A 14283-nucleotide genomic window follows, 5' to 3' on the forward strand; every position below is an offset into this window, starting at 1 on the left:
ATCAGTTCCTTAGGCGAGGCCAAACACGCCAAACATCAGGGTGGAGACAACGGCGATGGTCAGACCGACCGCGGTTTCGTAGGGGATGAGCTTGAGTCGCTCGCCGACGCCCATGTGGACGCTGCCGCCGGTGGCATGGAAGAAGGAGCCGTGGGGCATGTGGTCAAACACGGTGGCGCCGGCGTGGATCATGGCGGCCCCTGCCAGGCTGCTGATCCCCAGTTCAATCAGAGTGGCGCTGAACACGTTGGAGGCCACCACGGTCCCGGCCGTGGTCGAGGCGGTCGCCAGCGACATCAGGGCTCCGGAGATGGGGGCCAGCAGATAGGAGGGCAGACCGGAGGCGGTCAGGCCGCTGATGAGCACATCTTTCAGGCCGGAGTTGGCGATGATGCCCGCCAGGGTACCCGTCCCCAGCAGCATGATGGCCACCGGCGCCATGCGGGCCAGGCCCGAGACGGCAAACTGGTTCACCTTGGTGAACTTGCCCATCATCAGGGCACCGACCAGGCCGCCGAGAGGCAGCGCAATGAGCGGGTCCACCACGATGCCGGCGATGGGACGCAGGGCCAGCAGCAGGATGGCGACCAGGGGCGCACTGATGGCGGCGGCAAAGCCGGGCAACTTGGCACCGTCAAAGCTCACCACCTCGTCGGCGGCCACCTTGCTGCCCCGGTTGTTGAGGCGCTTGGCGAGCCAGTAGGCCATCACCAGACCGAACAGGCCGGGAATGATGCCCGCCGCCATCACCGAGGTGAGAGGCAGGTGGAAGGCATCGGCTGCCGCGATGGCGTTGGGGTTGGGAGACATGACGTTGCCCGCCTTGCCACCGCCTATCATCGCCAGCAGGATGGCCGCCTTGGAGAGATCGGCACGGCGGGCGATGGCCAGCGCAATGGGGGCGACCGTGATGACGGCCACGTCCACGAAGACGCCGACCGCGGTCAGGATCAGGGTGGCCAGCGCCAGGGCCAGCAGGGCGCGGGTTTCGCCGAGTTTCTTGACGATGGTCTCGGCGATGGTGGTGGCGGCGCCCGATTCGATGAGCACCCCGGCCAGCACACCCGCCGCCAGGATCCGCATCACCGCCGTGGTGATCCCCTGGGCGCCGCCGATCATCAGGGCGACGGTCTGGGTCAGGTCGGCGCCACCGATCAGGCCACCGGCCAGGGCACCGACAATCATGCCGTAAGCGGGCGGCACCTTCTTCAGGATGAGGAAGATGGCGATGGAAAGCGCGGCGAGCGCGCCGAGCGCGGAGACTGGGATCATGACGGGCACCTTGTTGTTGTAATGAGTGGCGCCATTATGGGGATCCCCGCCTGGAATGCTTTGGCCATAAAACCAAAAAAAGCATTTACCGGCCTTGTATTTTTGTTGGAAAAGACAAATCAGCTATCGAGACTGAGCCCGAGATAGAGCAGAAATTTGTCATCTAACTTGTTGAAATTCAAGCCGGTTATCTGCTCTATCCGGGTCAGTCGATAACGCAGGGTGTTGGGGTGAATGAACAGGGCTTCGGCACAGGGATGCAGATCACAATCCTGCAAGAAATATTGGCGCAGCGTCTTTTGCAGCGTTCCCTTTGTGTCCTCCTGCGCCAGCTTTTGCAGCGGAGCCCGTAGCTGATCCGCCTGCCAGGAGTCCGCCAGGGTGCCGAGCAGCACTGAGAGCCGGTAATCCTCGAAGAAATAGACCTGCTTGCGGGGCGACTGGCGCATGCCACGGCGCAAGGTGTCTCGCGCCGTCTGGTAGGAGAGCGCCAGCCCAGGGATGCCGGCGAAGTAATCACCCACCCCGATGCGAACCTTGAAATGGGGAATACGGGAGAGCAGCAGCCGGATCCGGCTGCGCTCCTGCGCCGACTGCCAGACGCCGTCGCTGAGCTGGGCGGGTTTGAGCACCACTATCTCGTCCAGGCCGTTGATGGCCACCAAGTTGTCCCGCTCCGGGTTTTCCAGCAGGTGAACCAGCTCCCTCACCTGGGCGGGCTCGGCCTCCTCCAGCGCCAGCACGGCCACCACCCGGGGCTGGGCGAGATCCAGCTCGAGGAAGCGGGCCACCTGTTGCAGTTGATCGGCCCGCCCTTCGCCGCGAATGAGCTGCAACACCAGCTCCTCCTTGTGGCGCTTGTCCCACTGCAACTGCTCGGTGAGTGCCGCCTGTTCCAGGATGAGCTCGGCGGTCATGCGCACCAGCTCGGCGTAAGCACGCACGATGTCCGGATCCCCAGAGATGCCGATGACGCCGAGCAGCTCCCCCTGATAGGCGATGGGCAGGTTGATGCCAGGCCTCACCCCCTTGAGCTCCCGGGCGGTGGCCTCGCTTATCTCTACCACCCGGTTCTCGGTCAGGGCCAGCACGGCCCCCTCGTGGCGCTGGTGCAGCCGCTCCGGATTGCCGGACGCAATGATGAGTCCCCGCTCATCCATGACATTGACCGAGAACGAGAGGATCTTCATCGCCCGGCTGACTATCTGATGCGCGAGCGCGTCGTTGAGCTGCATTGCCTCTCCATACCATTTGTTGACAGGGTCCCCGGCGTGCGCCATCACCGGGATCACCCGTTAAAGATCCCACATCATCAAGACAAGCGCGGGGGGGATCGCTAGAATAGGCCACTTTACGCTATCAGTGCCCCACCATGGATCAAGGATCCGGCATCATGCCGCTTTGCGCCGTGGTGGTTTCACCCTCCGATATGGACTCCGCTATGGATTATGAATTTCGCCGCGACCCGTTCGGTGGCTATCGCGCCCGGTTCTCCATGGGCCATGAAGCCATCGGCCAGTGGTTGATCGACGAGGTGGGCAAGGACGAGGAGAAGCTCGACGAGCTGTTCGCCATCATCGACCAGCTCTCCAGCCGGGCCCGCACCGAATACCGGCTGCTGGGGGGCGACTACTCCCTGCTGCTGACCCACGAGGAAGCCGAGGTGAAGGCCAATGTCCTCAATATCGAGCAGGACGAGGATCTCGACGATCTCGCCTACTACGATGATGAACAGCTGGCCATGTGCGGGCTGGAAGATTTTGCCCAGGTACTCGGCTCCTGGCGCGCCTTTATCCGCAACGAGGATATGGGCTGATTACCCCCATTCGGGCGAGCATGCCCCTTGCAACCCAACAGGATTGACTATGTCCATTTACGATTTTGATGACGAACTGCCGGAAGACGAGCTGGATCAACCGAAGAAACCCGCCCAGCCCAAGAAGAAGGGCAAGCAGGTGCTGAACACCCAGGTCAACCTGAGCCCGCGCGATGCCAGCCGCCTGAACGGCATGCACGTCGAGGCCATCACCACTCTGGATGACGTCAGTCTGCCGAAGAACGTCATCTTCAAGGCCGGTCTCATCGCCCTGGGCGAGCTGGAAGCCAGCAAACGCGCCGACATCATCGCCCGGGTCATCGCCGAGTCCGGTCGCTGATACGGGAAGGCCATCGCCTCTCTCGGTGACATCTTGCCGCCGCCCAAGCCGGAGCCCAGCTCCGGCTTTTCATTGCGCGTCTTCTGCCGGCCAGTCCCTTTTCCTTGAACCAGACCATGGGGATCGTTAAGGTGCGCCCTTCATTCATACAAGGAGACTCGATGTTACCACTCCCCGATATCCTCATCTGGCTCGTCCTGGGGCTCGCCGTACTCTGCTGCCTCGCCCGCCGGACCAGGCCCGGCATGCTCCTGCTGGGACTAGCCCTGCTCACCGCCCTCTGGCTTGAGCGACTCGCGCCCCTCGCCGCTCTTGTCAGCCTCGCCGGTCTGCTGCTGGCCTGGCGTACCCCCACCCTGCCCCCACCCTGGCGTGGCGTCGCACTGACGCTGATCCTGCTGTGGTCCCTCGCCCTGACGCTGCATCTGGTGCCCGGCTTTGACAATCTCAGGGTGCTCGACAAGGTACAGGCGGGCCCGGCCAGCGTGCCCTTCACCCTTTACCTCAATCTGGACAAGCCGCTCATTTTCTTCGCCCTGCTGCTGGCCATCCCCGGCCTGCTCGGCCCGGGTGGAACGATGCGCTGGCGGCCGCTGGCCCTGCTCATCCTGCCGCTCGCGGCCCTGCTCATCACCGCCTGGCAACTGGGCGCCCTCAAACCCGAAGCGGGACTGCCCCACTGGTGGTGGCTGTTCGCGTTCAACAACCTGCTGTTCACCTGTGTGGCGGAAGAAGCGCTGTTCCGGGGATGCATCCAGCAAGGGGTGGCAAGCCGAAGCACGCCCTGGGCAGGTCTCCTGGTCGCCAGCCTGCTGTTCGGCGCAGCCCATCTTGCAGGTGGCCCGTTGCTGGTGTTGTTCGCCGCGCTGGCGGGGGCCTGCTATGGCCTGGCGTTCCAGCTGAGCGGGAGCCTCAGTGTCGCCATCCTGCTCCACTTCCTGTTCAACTTCGCCCACCTGGCCCTGTTTACCTATCCCCTGGCCAGCCACTGACGTCGAGTACCGGTTCACCGGGCAAAAAAATGCCCCGCCCCCGTGGGGGCAGGGCATCTGCATTCACCCTACAATCTAGTCGACGTAGAAGGTCTGCTGGAAGGTCAGCGTCTGCTGCTGCCCCTCCCCCATGATCTTCAGGGTGAACTGGTAGGTGTCCTCATTGCGATAGGGCAGCACTGCCAGGTAATAGATGGCATTCCCCTCTTTCACCTCCTGAAAATTCAGGGGGCGAAGTGTGCCGGTCAGATTGCGGGCTTCGCCGCTGATCCCCACCGCCTGTGCCACCCCCTGCTTGTTCTGCACCGCGATATTGACGATGCCGTTATAGCGGCTGCGCTCCAGGCCATAGGTCCTGGCTACCTCGGGGGTGAGGAAGCTGGAGTTGAACGCGCTGTAGTGCACTTTCCAGGGGCCCAGCTCCTGCATCTGCTCAGCCCGCAGCGGCAGCGTCATCAGGAGTGCCAGCAGGCAACTCATCCAGGCTGTTTTCATGATGTCATCCCTCTCGTATCAACCCTGATTATCGAGCAGAGCGGCAATCTCGGCGGGGATCTGCTTTGGCGCGTCGATGGCGACCGTCTTGTGCCGACCCAGCTCCCCCCGCAGGATGCGAACCTGCCCCTTGGCCACCTTGCACTGCTTGGCCAGGTACTTGATCAGGTGACTGTTGGCCTGACCATCCACCGGCGGTGCCGTGATGGCCACTTTTAACTCGTCACCGTGCAATCCGATGATCTGATCCCGGCTCGCCTTGGGCTGGATCATCAGATGCAACACCAGCTCGTCCCCTTCCAGCAGGACGGCGGGCATCAGATCATCCACCACAACTGGCCGAACAGATCCCCCATCAGGTAGTTGATGGCCTGCAGCGCGATGAAAGCGACCAGCACGGAGAGATCCAGCCCGCCCAGTGCAGGCAGGATGCGACGAATGGGGGCCAGGAAGGGTTCAGTGAGCTGGTGCATCACGTATTCAATGGGGTTGCGACCCTGGCTGACCCAGCTCAGGATGGCGCGGATCAGCAGGATCCAGAAGATCATGGAACCCGCTTTCTTCAGCACGGTGAGCGTCGCAAACAGACAGAGAGTGAGCCAGTCCGCCTGCAGCACATTCATGCTCTTGAGCAGGACCAATTTGCCAAAGGCGATCAGCAGCGCCAGCAGCACAGAGGCCATGTCCAGCCCGCCAAAACCCGGGATGACGCGGCGCAGGGGCACCACTAGCGGGTTGGTCAGCTTGACCACCATCTGGCTCATGGGGTTGTAGAAGTCGGCCCGCGCCCACTGCAGCCAGACCCGCAGCAGCACCACCATAAGGTAGAGATCAAAGACAGTGTTAATCAAAAAGTAAGCCGTGTTCATCCGGGCTCCTTGCTAAAAGGGATTCAGAAAAGGGTTTCCATTTCGCCGGCCCGGGTAACGGCCGCCTGCATGGCTCTTGCGGTCAGCGGCATCAGCCCCTGCTCCTGGAATGTCTTGACGGCCTCGGCCGTGGTCCCGCCCTTGCTGGTCACCTGCTCGCGCAGGGTCTGCAGCGACAGCTCGGGATTCTGCTCCACCATGGCGGCCGCTCCCAGGGCGGTTTGCTGCACCAGCAGGCGGGCCTGCTCCGGCGTAAAGCCCATGGCCTCGGCCTCCTCGGCAATCGCCTGCATGAACAGGAAGAAGTAGGCCGGGGCACTGCCCGCCGCCGCAATGACGCCGTTGATGCCGGCCTCCTCATCCACCCAGAGGGTCTTGCCCACGGATTGCATCATCTGTTCGGCCACCGCCCGATCGGCCTGCCCGATGGCGGGCGGTGCATAGAGCCCGGTCATCCCCAGCCCCAGCAAGGAGGGGGTGTTGGGCATGGTGCGAATGATGCGATCGTGACCACCCGCCATCTCCTGCAAGCGCGCGACGCGAATGCCGGCAGCGATGGAGATGAGCAACTTGCCATCCAGCGAGCCAAGCTCGGCCACCAGCGCCGTCAGCATGCCCGCCATCAGCTGGGGCTTGACCGCCAGCACGATCACCTCGGCCTCCCGGGCCGCCTCGGCGTTGTCCTGGGTGATACGGATGCCGAACTGGCTGGCCAGTTCGTCCAGCTTGGGGCGGCTGGGATTGGCGGCGATGATACGCTCTGCCGGGTAGCCCGCCTGGATGAGGCCGGCAATGATACTGCGGCTCATGTTGCCTGCCCCGATGAAGGCGAGGGTTCTCTGCTGCATCAAACACTCCTGTTACTGACATCGCAGCGGATGCCGACCCAGCCTGTGCGGGCTGACAGCATCACACGCGCCTGTTTACCTGAACAAAGCACGACCGGGGTGTTTCTCGCCCCGGCTCTTGCTCATGAATAGTCGCGGGCCCCGAAGATGGCGGTCCCGACCCGCACCATGGTGCTGCCATGGGCAATGGCCGGCTCGAGATCCTCGGTCATCCCCATCGAAAGGGTGTCGACGCTCGGGTATTGTTGCGCAAGCTCGGTGAACAGAGCCTGCATGCGCGCCATCTGGGCCGCCAGCACCCCCTCGTCGCGGGTATGCTCGGGGATGGCCATCAGGCCGCGCAACCGCAGCCGCTCGCTTTGGGCCACCAGGGAGGCCAGGCGGAAAATCTCTTGCTCCGACGTACCGGATTTGCTGCTCTCTCCGCTAATATTGATTTGCAGACAGATATTTAGCGGCGCGAGCCCACCCGGTCTCTGATTGTTGAGGCGTTCGATGAGCTTGTCGCGATCGACACTTTGAACCCAGTCGAACCGCTCCGCCACCAGCTTGGACTTGTTCGATTGCAGCGGACCGATAAAGTGCCACTCTATGTCTGTACAGGCGTTCTGCTCGCGCAAGGCATCAATCTTGAGCGCGGCCTCCTGGGCGTAGGATTCGCCAAAGCGCCGCTGACCGGCGGCATAGGCAGCCTGAATGTCCCCCAGCGGCTTGGTTTTGCTGACAGCAAGCAACTGGATGTGATCTGGGCTGCGGCCAACACGCCGGGCAGCCTCTACAATACGTTCCTTTACCTGAAGCAGGTGCTGGGCAATCTGGCTCATATTTCGTTCGTAATCTTGTGATGGGAGAATAACAAATCTATGGATATCACAGAGTTATTGGCATTCAGTGTAAAGCATAAGGCCTCGGATCTACACCTCTCGGCCGGGGTCCCCCCGATGATCAGGGTTGATGGGGAGGTTCGCAAGATCAATTTGCCCGCCCTGGATCACCGGGAAGTCCATGCTCTCATTTACGACATCATGAATGACCACCAGCGCAAGGAGCTGGAGGAGAACTTCGAGGTGGACTTCTCCTTCGAAGTACCCGGCATGGCACGCTTTCGGGTCAACGCCTTCCAGCAGGCGCGCGGCTCGGGCGCCGTGTTTCGTACCATCCCGAGCACCGTTCTGACCCTGGACGATCTGGGGGCGCCGGAGATATTTCGCAAGATAGCGGAGTACCCTCGCGGCCTGGTGCTGGTGACTGGGCCCACCGGCTCGGGCAAATCCACCACCCTGGCCGCCATGGTCGATTACATCAATGACAACTTCCACCACCACATCCTCACCATCGAGGATCCCATCGAATTCGTGCACGAGAACAAGCGCTGCCTGGTGAACCAGCGGGAAGTACACCGCGACACCAAGAGCTTCAGCAACGCCCTGCGCTCGGCCCTGCGGGAAGACCCGGATATCATCCTGGTAGGTGAAATGCGGGACCTCGAAACCATCCGCCTCGCCATGACCGCCGCCGAAACCGGTCACCTGGTGTTTGGCACCCTGCACACCTCCTCGGCTGCCAAGACCATCGACCGTATCATCGACGTCTTCCCCGGCTCGGAGAAGGACATGGTGCGATCCATGCTCTCCGAATCCCTGCGGGCGGTCATCTCCCAGACCCTGCTCAAGCGTATCGGTGGCGGCCGTGTGGCGGCCCACGAGATCATGCTGGGGATCCCGGCGGTGCGAAACCTCATCCGGGAAGACAAGGTGGCCCAGCTCTATTCCGTCATCCAGACCGGGATGACCCACGGCATGCAGACCATGGACCAGAGCCTCAAGCAGCTGGTCAACCGGGGGGTCGTCGCCTCCCTCGATGCCAAGGCCAAGGCGGTCGATCCCAATACCATTTAAGCTCGCACACCCAAGGAGTCGCCATGAACATGGATGTTCTGCTCGCCGCACTGGTTGAACAAAAGGGCTCGGATCTCTTCATCACGGTCGATGCCCCCCCGACCCTCAAGGTCAACGGGCGTCTGGTGTCGCTCGGGCCGGCTCCCCTCGACAAGACGACGGCGCTGGCGTTGATCAGGGAGAGCCTGGACGAGACCCACTTCGAGCGCTTCCTGCACACCCGCGAGGCCAACTACGCCATCCAGCGGGGCTCGCTGGGGCGCTTTCGGGTCAGCGCCTTCTGGCAACAGGATATGCCGGGCATGGTGCTGCGCCGCATCGAGACCCGCATCCCCACCTTTGACGAGCTGGTGCTGCCTCCCATCCTGCAGGAGGTCGCCATGGCCAAACGCGGGCTGGTGCTCTTCGTCGGCGCCACTGGCGCCGGCAAGTCCACCACCCAGGCGGCCATGATCGGCTTTCGCAACCAGCACGGTGACGGCCACATCCTGACGGTGGAGGATCCGGTGGAGTTCGTCCATCAGCACGATCGCTGTCTGGTGACCCAGCGGGAGGTGGGGATCGACACCGCATCCTTCGATGTCGCCCTCAAAAACTCCCTGCGCCAGGCCCCGGATGTCATCCTCATCGGTGAAATCCGCTCCCAGGAGACCATGGAATTCGCCATCCAGTTCGCCGAGACGGGGCACCTCTGCCTCGCCACCTTGCACGCCAACAATGCCAACCAGGCGCTGGATCGCATCCTGCATCTGGTCCCCCAGGAGAAGCACCGCCAGTTCCTGTTCGATCTCTCCTTCAACCTGCGCGCCATCGTCGCCCAGCAGCTGCTCCCCTCCGCTCACGGGCAGCGCCGGGTCGCCGCCTTCGAGATCCTGCTCAACACCCCGCTCGTCACCGACATCATCCGCAAGGGAGAGATGCACAGACTCAAGGAGGTGATGACCAAATCCGGCGAGCTCGGCATGCAGACCTTCGATCAGGCGCTGTTCGGCCTGTTCTGCGCCGGCCAAATTGGCTACAGTGAGGCCCTTGCCCATGCCGACTCCGCCAACGACCTGCGACTGCTCATCAAGCTGTCGGGTCGCGAGCAGCTGGGCGCAGGCACTCTCGACAACGTGACCCTGGATGAATGAGGGGTGTGCGTCACCGCTAGTAAAGGACAGTTATGCTGATTGTGGTTTCCCCGGCCAAGACGCTGGATTACGAGTCACCCCTGGTGACCTCCCGTTTCACCCAACCCGAACTGCTGGACCACTCCGCAGCACTGATCACCCGGGCTCGTCAACTGAGCCCGGACCAGATCGCCAGCCTGATGAAGATCAGCGACAAGCTCGCCGGCCTCAACGCCGCCCGCTTTGCCGAGTGGCAGCCTGACTTCACGCCGGCCAACGCCCGCCAGGCGCTGCTGGCCTTCAAGGGGGACGTCTACACCGGTCTGGCCGTAGAAGATTTCAGCGAGGCCGACCTCGACTTCGCCCAGGCCCACCTGCGCATGCTCTCCGGCCTTTATGGCGTACTGCGGCCGCTTGACCTCATGATGCCCTACCGCCTGGAGATGGGGATCCGCCTCGACAACCAGCGCGGCAAGGACCTCTACCAGTTCTGGGGCGACATCATCACTGCGCACCTGAACAAGGCGCTGGCAGCCCAGGGGGACGACGTACTGATCAACCTCGCCTCCGACGAGTATTTCAAGTCGGTGCGCCCGAAAGCCCTGCAGGGGCGCATCATCACCCCGGTCTTCAAGGACGAGAAGAACGGCCAGTTCAAGATCATCAGCTTCTACGCCAAGAAGGCCCGCGGCATGATGGCACGCCATATCATCAAGCATCGGCTCACCCGGGTGGAACAGCTGACCGGTTTCAATGCCGACGGCTACTACTTTGTACCGGAAGAGTCCGACGCCAATACCCTGATGTTCAAGCGCGCTGAAAATTAATTACACATTCAAGGGAACCAAGTCGGAGATCCTCGGGTCTGACTCTGTGAATCCTCTGTTGTAAGCACTTTTTGTTGGCCGACGTCCTTGCGTCGGCTTTTTTCTGCGCCTCTCTCAGGCCACTCCCCAGGCAGCAGACAGCAAAACGGCCATCCTGGGATGGCCGTTTCAACTGTGCTCGGGGGCATTACTTCTTTTTCTTCTTTGCCGACTTCTTGGCATCCTTCGGCTTTTTCTTCTTCACCGGCACCCGCGCTTCCTTGTGTCTGGGGCGCAGCTCATCGATCACCCGGCGCTTGAGGCGCTCCTCGGTGTAGCGTTCGATCTTGGCGACCATGGCCATGTCGTGAGCTTCCACCAGGCTGATGGCGCAGCCACGGTTGCCGGCACGACCGGTACGACCGATGCGGTGCACATAGACATCCGCGCCGTAGGGCATGTCGTAGTTGATGACATGGCTGACGTTCGGCAGGTCGATGCCGCGGGCGGCCACGTCGGTGGCGATGAGGAAGGGCACCTCCCCTTCGTGGAACTTGCGGATAGACTCGATGCGCTTGGCCTGCTCCATCTCGCCACGGATCCAGGCGCAGGGCACGCCTGCCGCCTGCAACTGGCCGGAAAGCTCCGCCAGTCGCTCACGGGTCTTGACGAAGATGATGGCCTTCTGGGTCTCCGGGTTTTTCAGGATGTGCACCAGCAGAGCCAGCTTGTGGGCGGCATCATCGGCCAGGTGGATCCACTGGGTGATGGGGCGGCGCTCGCTGCGGGGCGGCTCGGCGTGCAGCTCAACCGGATCTTTGAGGATCTCGCTCGCAAACTTCTCGAGGCCGGCCCCTTCCAGGGTGGCGGAGAAGAGCATGGTGTGTTTGCGGTAGCGCGCCTCTTCCACGATGCGGTTCACGTCCTTGATGAAGCCCATGTCCAGCATCCGGTCCGCTTCATCCAGCACCAGCACCTCGATGTCGTGGCTCTCGAACTCCTCTTTCTCGATGTACTCGAGCAGACGGCCAGGGGTGGCCACCACGATGTCGGTGGTCTTGGTCAGGGCAGGCAGCTGCTCTTCATGGCTGACGCCACCGATGATGGTCTCGATGCTGAGATGGGTGTGCACCGCCAGGGCCTTGGCGTGAGCACTCACCTGCAGCGCGAGCTCGCGGGTCGGAGTCAGGATCAGCATGCGGCACGGACCCGGCTTGCGACGCGGGAAGTCCAGCAGGTGCTGCATCGCGGGCAGCAGGAAGGCGGCGGTCTTGCCGGTTCCGGTCGGCGCAGAAGCCAGAATATCGCGGCCGTCCAGGGCTGGCTCCAGCACCATCTGCTGGATGGTGGTGGGGCGGGTGAATCCCATCTCGGCCAAGGCCCGACTGAGGGCTGGATTCAGGTCGAAATCATCAAAGGACTGGCTCATGGCAATACTCGGTCATTAAGGAAGCGGCAGATTATAGGCGATTATGCCGCCGGCTCCTATGGTGACTGTGGCTTAGCCGCTATAATCGCCGGCCATTTTCCGCGGGCAGGCACAGGAGGAGGGCCGAATGGGGCGCAACAACGGTTTCACGTTCAAGCAATTTCACATCGATCACGACCGCTGCGCCATGAAGGTCGGTACGGACGGCATTCTGCTGGGAGCCTGGGCGCCGGTCGACAGCGCCCGCCGGGTGCTGGACATCGGCACCGGCAGCGGCCTCATCGCCCTGATGCTGGCCCAGCGCAGCACGAACGACTGCCACATAGACGGGGTGGAGCTGGATAAGGATGCAGCCATGCAGGCCCATGAGAATGTGACGGCCTCCCCCTGGCGTGAGCGGGTCACCATCATAGAGAGCGCCATTCAGGATCACCTCGCCCCCCCTTACGATCTCATCGTCTCCAACCCGCCCTATTTCCCGGCAGGCCAGACACTTCGCGATCCGGCCAGGGCTCTGGCGCGACATACCGGGGGGCTCGACCCCAGGGGATTGCTGGCCGCCAGCGATCGCCTGCTGAGCCGTACCGGGCAACTGGCCCTGGTGCTGCCCACGGCGATGGCGGATGAAATTTTATGCATTTCGTCGAGTTATGATCTGTATGAGCGTTGTTATCTGGCTGTTACCACCAGAGAGGGGAAAGAGGCAAATCGTGTTTTATTGCTGCTTGGCAGAGGATTAAACAAGTGTGAGAGGGGTGAAATTGTGATCCATTCTGCCACGGGAGGCTATTCCGACAGATATATCCAACTAACCAGCCCCTTCTATTTGAAGATGTAAATTTTGCCTTGAACTATTTTTTCACATCATTATGCTGACTGCTAAATGAGCGCCCGCTCAAGACCAGTTCAAACCACTGGTCGCGATGAAAAAACCAGCGGGGCTCTTTTTTTTACCCCCGGAAAGTGCCGGTCACTGACAAATAAAAAACTATAACAAGCAATAGTTTACAAGACAGACGAGGTTGAACTTGACGAAATCACTCACATTGTCCGATGTACTCGGATTGGGCTTCATGACCTTTGCGTTCTATCTGGGCGCAGGCAACATCATCTTCCCGCCCCTGGCCGGCTTCATGGCGGGTGAGCACCTCTCCCTGGCCATGCTGGGCTTCCTGGTCACCGCCGTGGGCCTGCCCCTCATCACCATCATCGCCGTCGCCAAGGCTGGCAACGGCTGGGCCGGCATGACCAAGCTGCTGCCGGCCGGCGTGGCCACCGCACTGGCCGTCGCCATCTACATCATCATCGGCCCGGCCTTCGCCGCCCCCCGTACCGGCCTGGTGGCCTACGAGATGGGCCTCAAGCCCTTCCTTGGCGACATGGGACCATCCGGTCTGGCTGCCTACACAGTACTGTTCTTCGGCGTGGCCATCCTGGTCTCCCTCAACCAGGGCAAGCTGATGGATGCCATCGGCAAGTACCTGACCCCGCTGCTGATGCTGCTGCTGCTGACTCTGGCCATCGGTGTCTTCGTCGCACCGCAAGGAAGCATGCCTGCCGCATCCGGTGACTACCAGAGCACCCCCTTCGTGAAGGGCATTCTGGAAGGCTACAACACCATGGACACCCTGGCGTCCCTGATGTTCGGTGCCCTGATCGTCGACCTACTGCGCCAGAAAGGCATCCATGACTACCAGAGCCAGTTCAAGTACCTGGCCATCGCGGGCATCATCTCCGCCATCGGTCTCTCCGTGGTCTATGTCTCCCTGTTCCAGCTGGGCAACACCGCTGCCAGCGTCGCCACCGACGTGAGCAACGGCGGTGCCATCGTCAACGCCTACGTGCTGAGTCTGTTCGGCCAACCGGGTCAGTTCATCCTGGCAGCCATCATCACCCTGGCCTGCTTCACCACGGCCGTCGGCCTCATCTCCGCCTGCTCCGACTTCTTCCACAACCTGACCGGCATGAGCTACAAGAAGCTGGTCGTGCTGCTGGGTGTCATCTGCGGCATCGTGGCCAACGTGGGCCTGAGCCAGCTCATCAGCCTCTCCATTCCGGTGCTGGTCGCCATCTACCCGGTTGCCGTGGCGCTGGTACTGGTCACCTTCCTGAAGGGTTACTTCGGTCGCCCCCGCCTGGTGTTCCGCTCCGTGCTGCTGGTCGCCTTCCTGTTCGGCTGCCTGGACGGCCTGGGCGCCGCCGGCATGAAGATGGATGCTTTCGCCTTCCTGCCGCTGTTTGACAAAGGCCTGGCCTGGTTGCTGCCGACCCTGCTGGCCTGTGGCCTCGGTGTCATGGTGCGTGGCAATGGCAAGCTGGCTGCAGAAGCGGCCTGATAACAGATCTTGACCAAATGAAAGAGGCCAGCATTTGCTGGCCTCTTTTTTGTTGGTGCAATCTGGTTCA

The 14283-nt window shown here is 62.0% G+C and carries 16 protein-coding genes; 8 read left to right on the plus strand and 8 right to left on the minus strand.

What is annotated here, in order from left to right:
- Nucleotides 1-9: 9 nt before the first annotated feature.
- Together AB5Y70_RS17490 and AB5Y70_RS17495 are read right to left on the minus strand one after the other, a co-directional pair.
- Nucleotides 10-1272, minus strand: a complete 1263-nt coding sequence (locus tag AB5Y70_RS17490; RefSeq protein WP_039039966.1) for a GntP family permease — start codon at nt 1270-1272, stop codon at nt 10-12.
- A 119-nt stretch (nt 1273-1391) separates the two neighbouring features.
- Nucleotides 1392-2507, minus strand: coding sequence for a sugar diacid recognition domain-containing protein (locus tag AB5Y70_RS17495; RefSeq protein ID WP_043153036.1), 1116 nt, complete (start codon nt 2505-2507; stop codon nt 1392-1394).
- 206 nt (nt 2508-2713) lie between these two features.
- On the opposite strand from AB5Y70_RS17495, the gene AB5Y70_RS17500 reads away from it, so the two are divergent.
- The 3 genes from AB5Y70_RS17500 (at nt 2714) to AB5Y70_RS17510 (ending at nt 4420) form a co-directional block, all read left to right on the plus strand.
- Entirely contained in the window at nt 2714-3088 is a 375-nt protein-coding gene (locus AB5Y70_RS17500; RefSeq protein ID WP_039039964.1) for a YacL family protein, read from the plus strand.
- A gap of 49 nt (nt 3089-3137) precedes the next feature.
- On the plus strand, nt 3138-3428 hold the full coding sequence (locus tag AB5Y70_RS17505; protein WP_039039963.1) for a hypothetical protein: 291 nt from the start codon (nt 3138-3140) through the stop codon (nt 3426-3428).
- 161 nt (nt 3429-3589) lie between these two features.
- Nucleotides 3590-4420: a CPBP family intramembrane glutamic endopeptidase gene (locus AB5Y70_RS17510; RefSeq protein WP_049636469.1), complete on the plus strand. Its 831-nt coding sequence runs from the start codon at nt 3590-3592 to the stop codon at nt 4418-4420.
- A gap of 75 nt (nt 4421-4495) precedes the next feature.
- Here the strand turns inward: AB5Y70_RS17510 and AB5Y70_RS17515 are convergent, their stop codons facing one another.
- The 5 genes from AB5Y70_RS17515 to AB5Y70_RS17535 all read right to left on the minus strand — a co-directional run bounded on the left by AB5Y70_RS17515 (nt 4496) and on the right by AB5Y70_RS17535 (nt 7456).
- Nucleotides 4496-4915: a DUF4426 domain-containing protein gene (locus AB5Y70_RS17515; protein WP_049636470.1), complete on the minus strand. Its 420-nt coding sequence runs from the start codon at nt 4913-4915 to the stop codon at nt 4496-4498.
- 18 nt (nt 4916-4933) lie between these two features.
- Entirely contained in the window at nt 4934-5233 is a 300-nt protein-coding gene (gene yggU / locus AB5Y70_RS17520) for a DUF167 family protein YggU (RefSeq protein ID WP_010673054.1), read from the minus strand.
- Entirely contained in the window at nt 5233-5784 is a 552-nt protein-coding gene (locus tag AB5Y70_RS17525) for a YggT family protein (RefSeq protein ID WP_010673053.1), read from the minus strand. Before AB5Y70_RS17525 ends, yggU begins: the two co-directional genes overlap by 1 nt.
- A gap of 23 nt (nt 5785-5807) precedes the next feature.
- Nucleotides 5808-6632: a pyrroline-5-carboxylate reductase gene (proC, locus tag AB5Y70_RS17530; RefSeq protein WP_041210938.1), complete on the minus strand. Its 825-nt coding sequence runs from the start codon at nt 6630-6632 to the stop codon at nt 5808-5810.
- Between the two features lie 122 nt (nt 6633-6754).
- Nucleotides 6755-7456 carry a YggS family pyridoxal phosphate-dependent enzyme gene (locus AB5Y70_RS17535; protein WP_049636471.1) on the minus strand — a complete coding sequence of 234 codons (702 nt, stop codon included), beginning with the start codon at nt 7454-7456 and terminating at the stop codon, nt 6755-6757.
- Nucleotides 7457-7495: 39 nt separating this feature from the next.
- Between AB5Y70_RS17535 and tapT the strand changes: the two genes are divergently transcribed.
- Genes tapT through yaaA form a run of 3 tightly spaced genes read left to right on the plus strand, consistent with a single transcriptional unit; the run spans nt 7496 to nt 10469 of the window.
- Nucleotides 7496-8530 carry a type IVa pilus ATPase TapT gene (tapT, locus tag AB5Y70_RS17540; RefSeq protein WP_010673050.1) on the plus strand — a complete coding sequence of 345 codons (1035 nt, stop codon included), beginning with the start codon at nt 7496-7498 and terminating at the stop codon, nt 8528-8530.
- Between the two features lie 23 nt (nt 8531-8553).
- Nucleotides 8554-9663, plus strand: coding sequence for a PilT/PilU family type 4a pilus ATPase (locus tag AB5Y70_RS17545; protein ID WP_041214461.1), 1110 nt, complete (start codon nt 8554-8556; stop codon nt 9661-9663).
- 32 nt (nt 9664-9695) lie between these two features.
- Nucleotides 9696-10469 (plus strand): peroxide stress protein YaaA, encoded by a 774-nt coding sequence (yaaA, locus tag AB5Y70_RS17550; RefSeq protein ID WP_049636472.1) that lies wholly within the window; start codon nt 9696-9698, stop codon nt 10467-10469.
- Between the two features lie 187 nt (nt 10470-10656).
- Here the strand turns inward: yaaA and srmB are convergent, their stop codons facing one another.
- Nucleotides 10657-11877, minus strand: a complete 1221-nt coding sequence (srmB, locus tag AB5Y70_RS17555; RefSeq protein WP_041210934.1) for an ATP-dependent RNA helicase SrmB — start codon at nt 11875-11877, stop codon at nt 10657-10659.
- Between the two features lie 127 nt (nt 11878-12004).
- On the opposite strand from srmB, the gene AB5Y70_RS17560 reads away from it, so the two are divergent.
- Complete coding sequence (locus AB5Y70_RS17560) at nt 12005-12715, plus strand: tRNA1(Val) (adenine(37)-N6)-methyltransferase (RefSeq protein WP_049636473.1); 711 nt, start codon at nt 12005-12007, stop codon at nt 12713-12715.
- 235 nt (nt 12716-12950) lie between these two features.
- Nucleotides 12951-14213: a branched-chain amino acid transport system II carrier protein gene (gene brnQ, locus AB5Y70_RS17565; protein WP_049636536.1), complete on the plus strand. Its 1263-nt coding sequence runs from the start codon at nt 12951-12953 to the stop codon at nt 14211-14213.
- Nucleotides 14214-14283 lie beyond the last annotated feature (70 nt).

The sequence above is a fragment of the Aeromonas sp. s1(2024) genome (genome assembly GCF_040908005.1).
Taxonomy (GTDB): domain Bacteria; phylum Pseudomonadota; class Gammaproteobacteria; order Enterobacterales; family Aeromonadaceae; genus Aeromonas; species Aeromonas caviae.

Bases quoted from the DNA above. Each gene is read 5' to 3' on its own strand.
- proC (WP_041210938.1), bottom strand. From the start codon at position 6,632: ATGCAGCAGAGAACCCTCGCCTTCATCGGGGCAGGCAACATGAGCCGC.
- AB5Y70_RS17505 (WP_039039963.1), top strand. From the start codon at position 3,138: ATGTCCATTTACGATTTTGATGACGAACTGCCGGAAGACGAGCTGGAT.
- yaaA (WP_049636472.1), top strand. From the start codon at position 9,696: ATGCTGATTGTGGTTTCCCCGGCCAAGACGCTGGATTACGAGTCACCC.
- AB5Y70_RS17525 (WP_010673053.1), bottom strand. From the start codon at position 5,784: ATGAACACGGCTTACTTTTTGATTAACACTGTCTTTGATCTCTACCTT.
- AB5Y70_RS17500 (WP_039039964.1), top strand. From the start codon at position 2,714: ATGGATTATGAATTTCGCCGCGACCCGTTCGGTGGCTATCGCGCCCGG.
- brnQ (WP_049636536.1), top strand. From the start codon at position 12,951: ATGACCTTTGCGTTCTATCTGGGCGCAGGCAACATCATCTTCCCGCCC.
- AB5Y70_RS17535 (WP_049636471.1), bottom strand. From the start codon at position 7,456: ATGAGCCAGATTGCCCAGCACCTGCTTCAGGTAAAGGAACGTATTGTA.
- AB5Y70_RS17560 (WP_049636473.1), top strand. From the start codon at position 12,005: ATGGGGCGCAACAACGGTTTCACGTTCAAGCAATTTCACATCGATCAC.
- tapT (WP_010673050.1), top strand. From the start codon at position 7,496: ATGGATATCACAGAGTTATTGGCATTCAGTGTAAAGCATAAGGCCTCG.
- AB5Y70_RS17515 (WP_049636470.1), bottom strand. From the start codon at position 4,915: ATGAAAACAGCCTGGATGAGTTGCCTGCTGGCACTCCTGATGACGCTG.
- AB5Y70_RS17490 (WP_039039966.1), bottom strand. From the start codon at position 1,272: ATGATCCCAGTCTCCGCGCTCGGCGCGCTCGCCGCGCTTTCCATCGCC.
- srmB (WP_041210934.1), bottom strand. From the start codon at position 11,877: ATGAGCCAGTCCTTTGATGATTTCGACCTGAATCCAGCCCTCAGTCGG.
- AB5Y70_RS17545 (WP_041214461.1), top strand. From the start codon at position 8,554: ATGAACATGGATGTTCTGCTCGCCGCACTGGTTGAACAAAAGGGCTCG.
- AB5Y70_RS17495 (WP_043153036.1), bottom strand. From the start codon at position 2,507: ATGCAGCTCAACGACGCGCTCGCGCATCAGATAGTCAGCCGGGCGATG.
- yggU (WP_010673054.1), bottom strand. From the start codon at position 5,233: ATGCCCGCCGTCCTGCTGGAAGGGGACGAGCTGGTGTTGCATCTGATG.
- AB5Y70_RS17510 (WP_049636469.1), top strand. From the start codon at position 3,590: ATGTTACCACTCCCCGATATCCTCATCTGGCTCGTCCTGGGGCTCGCC.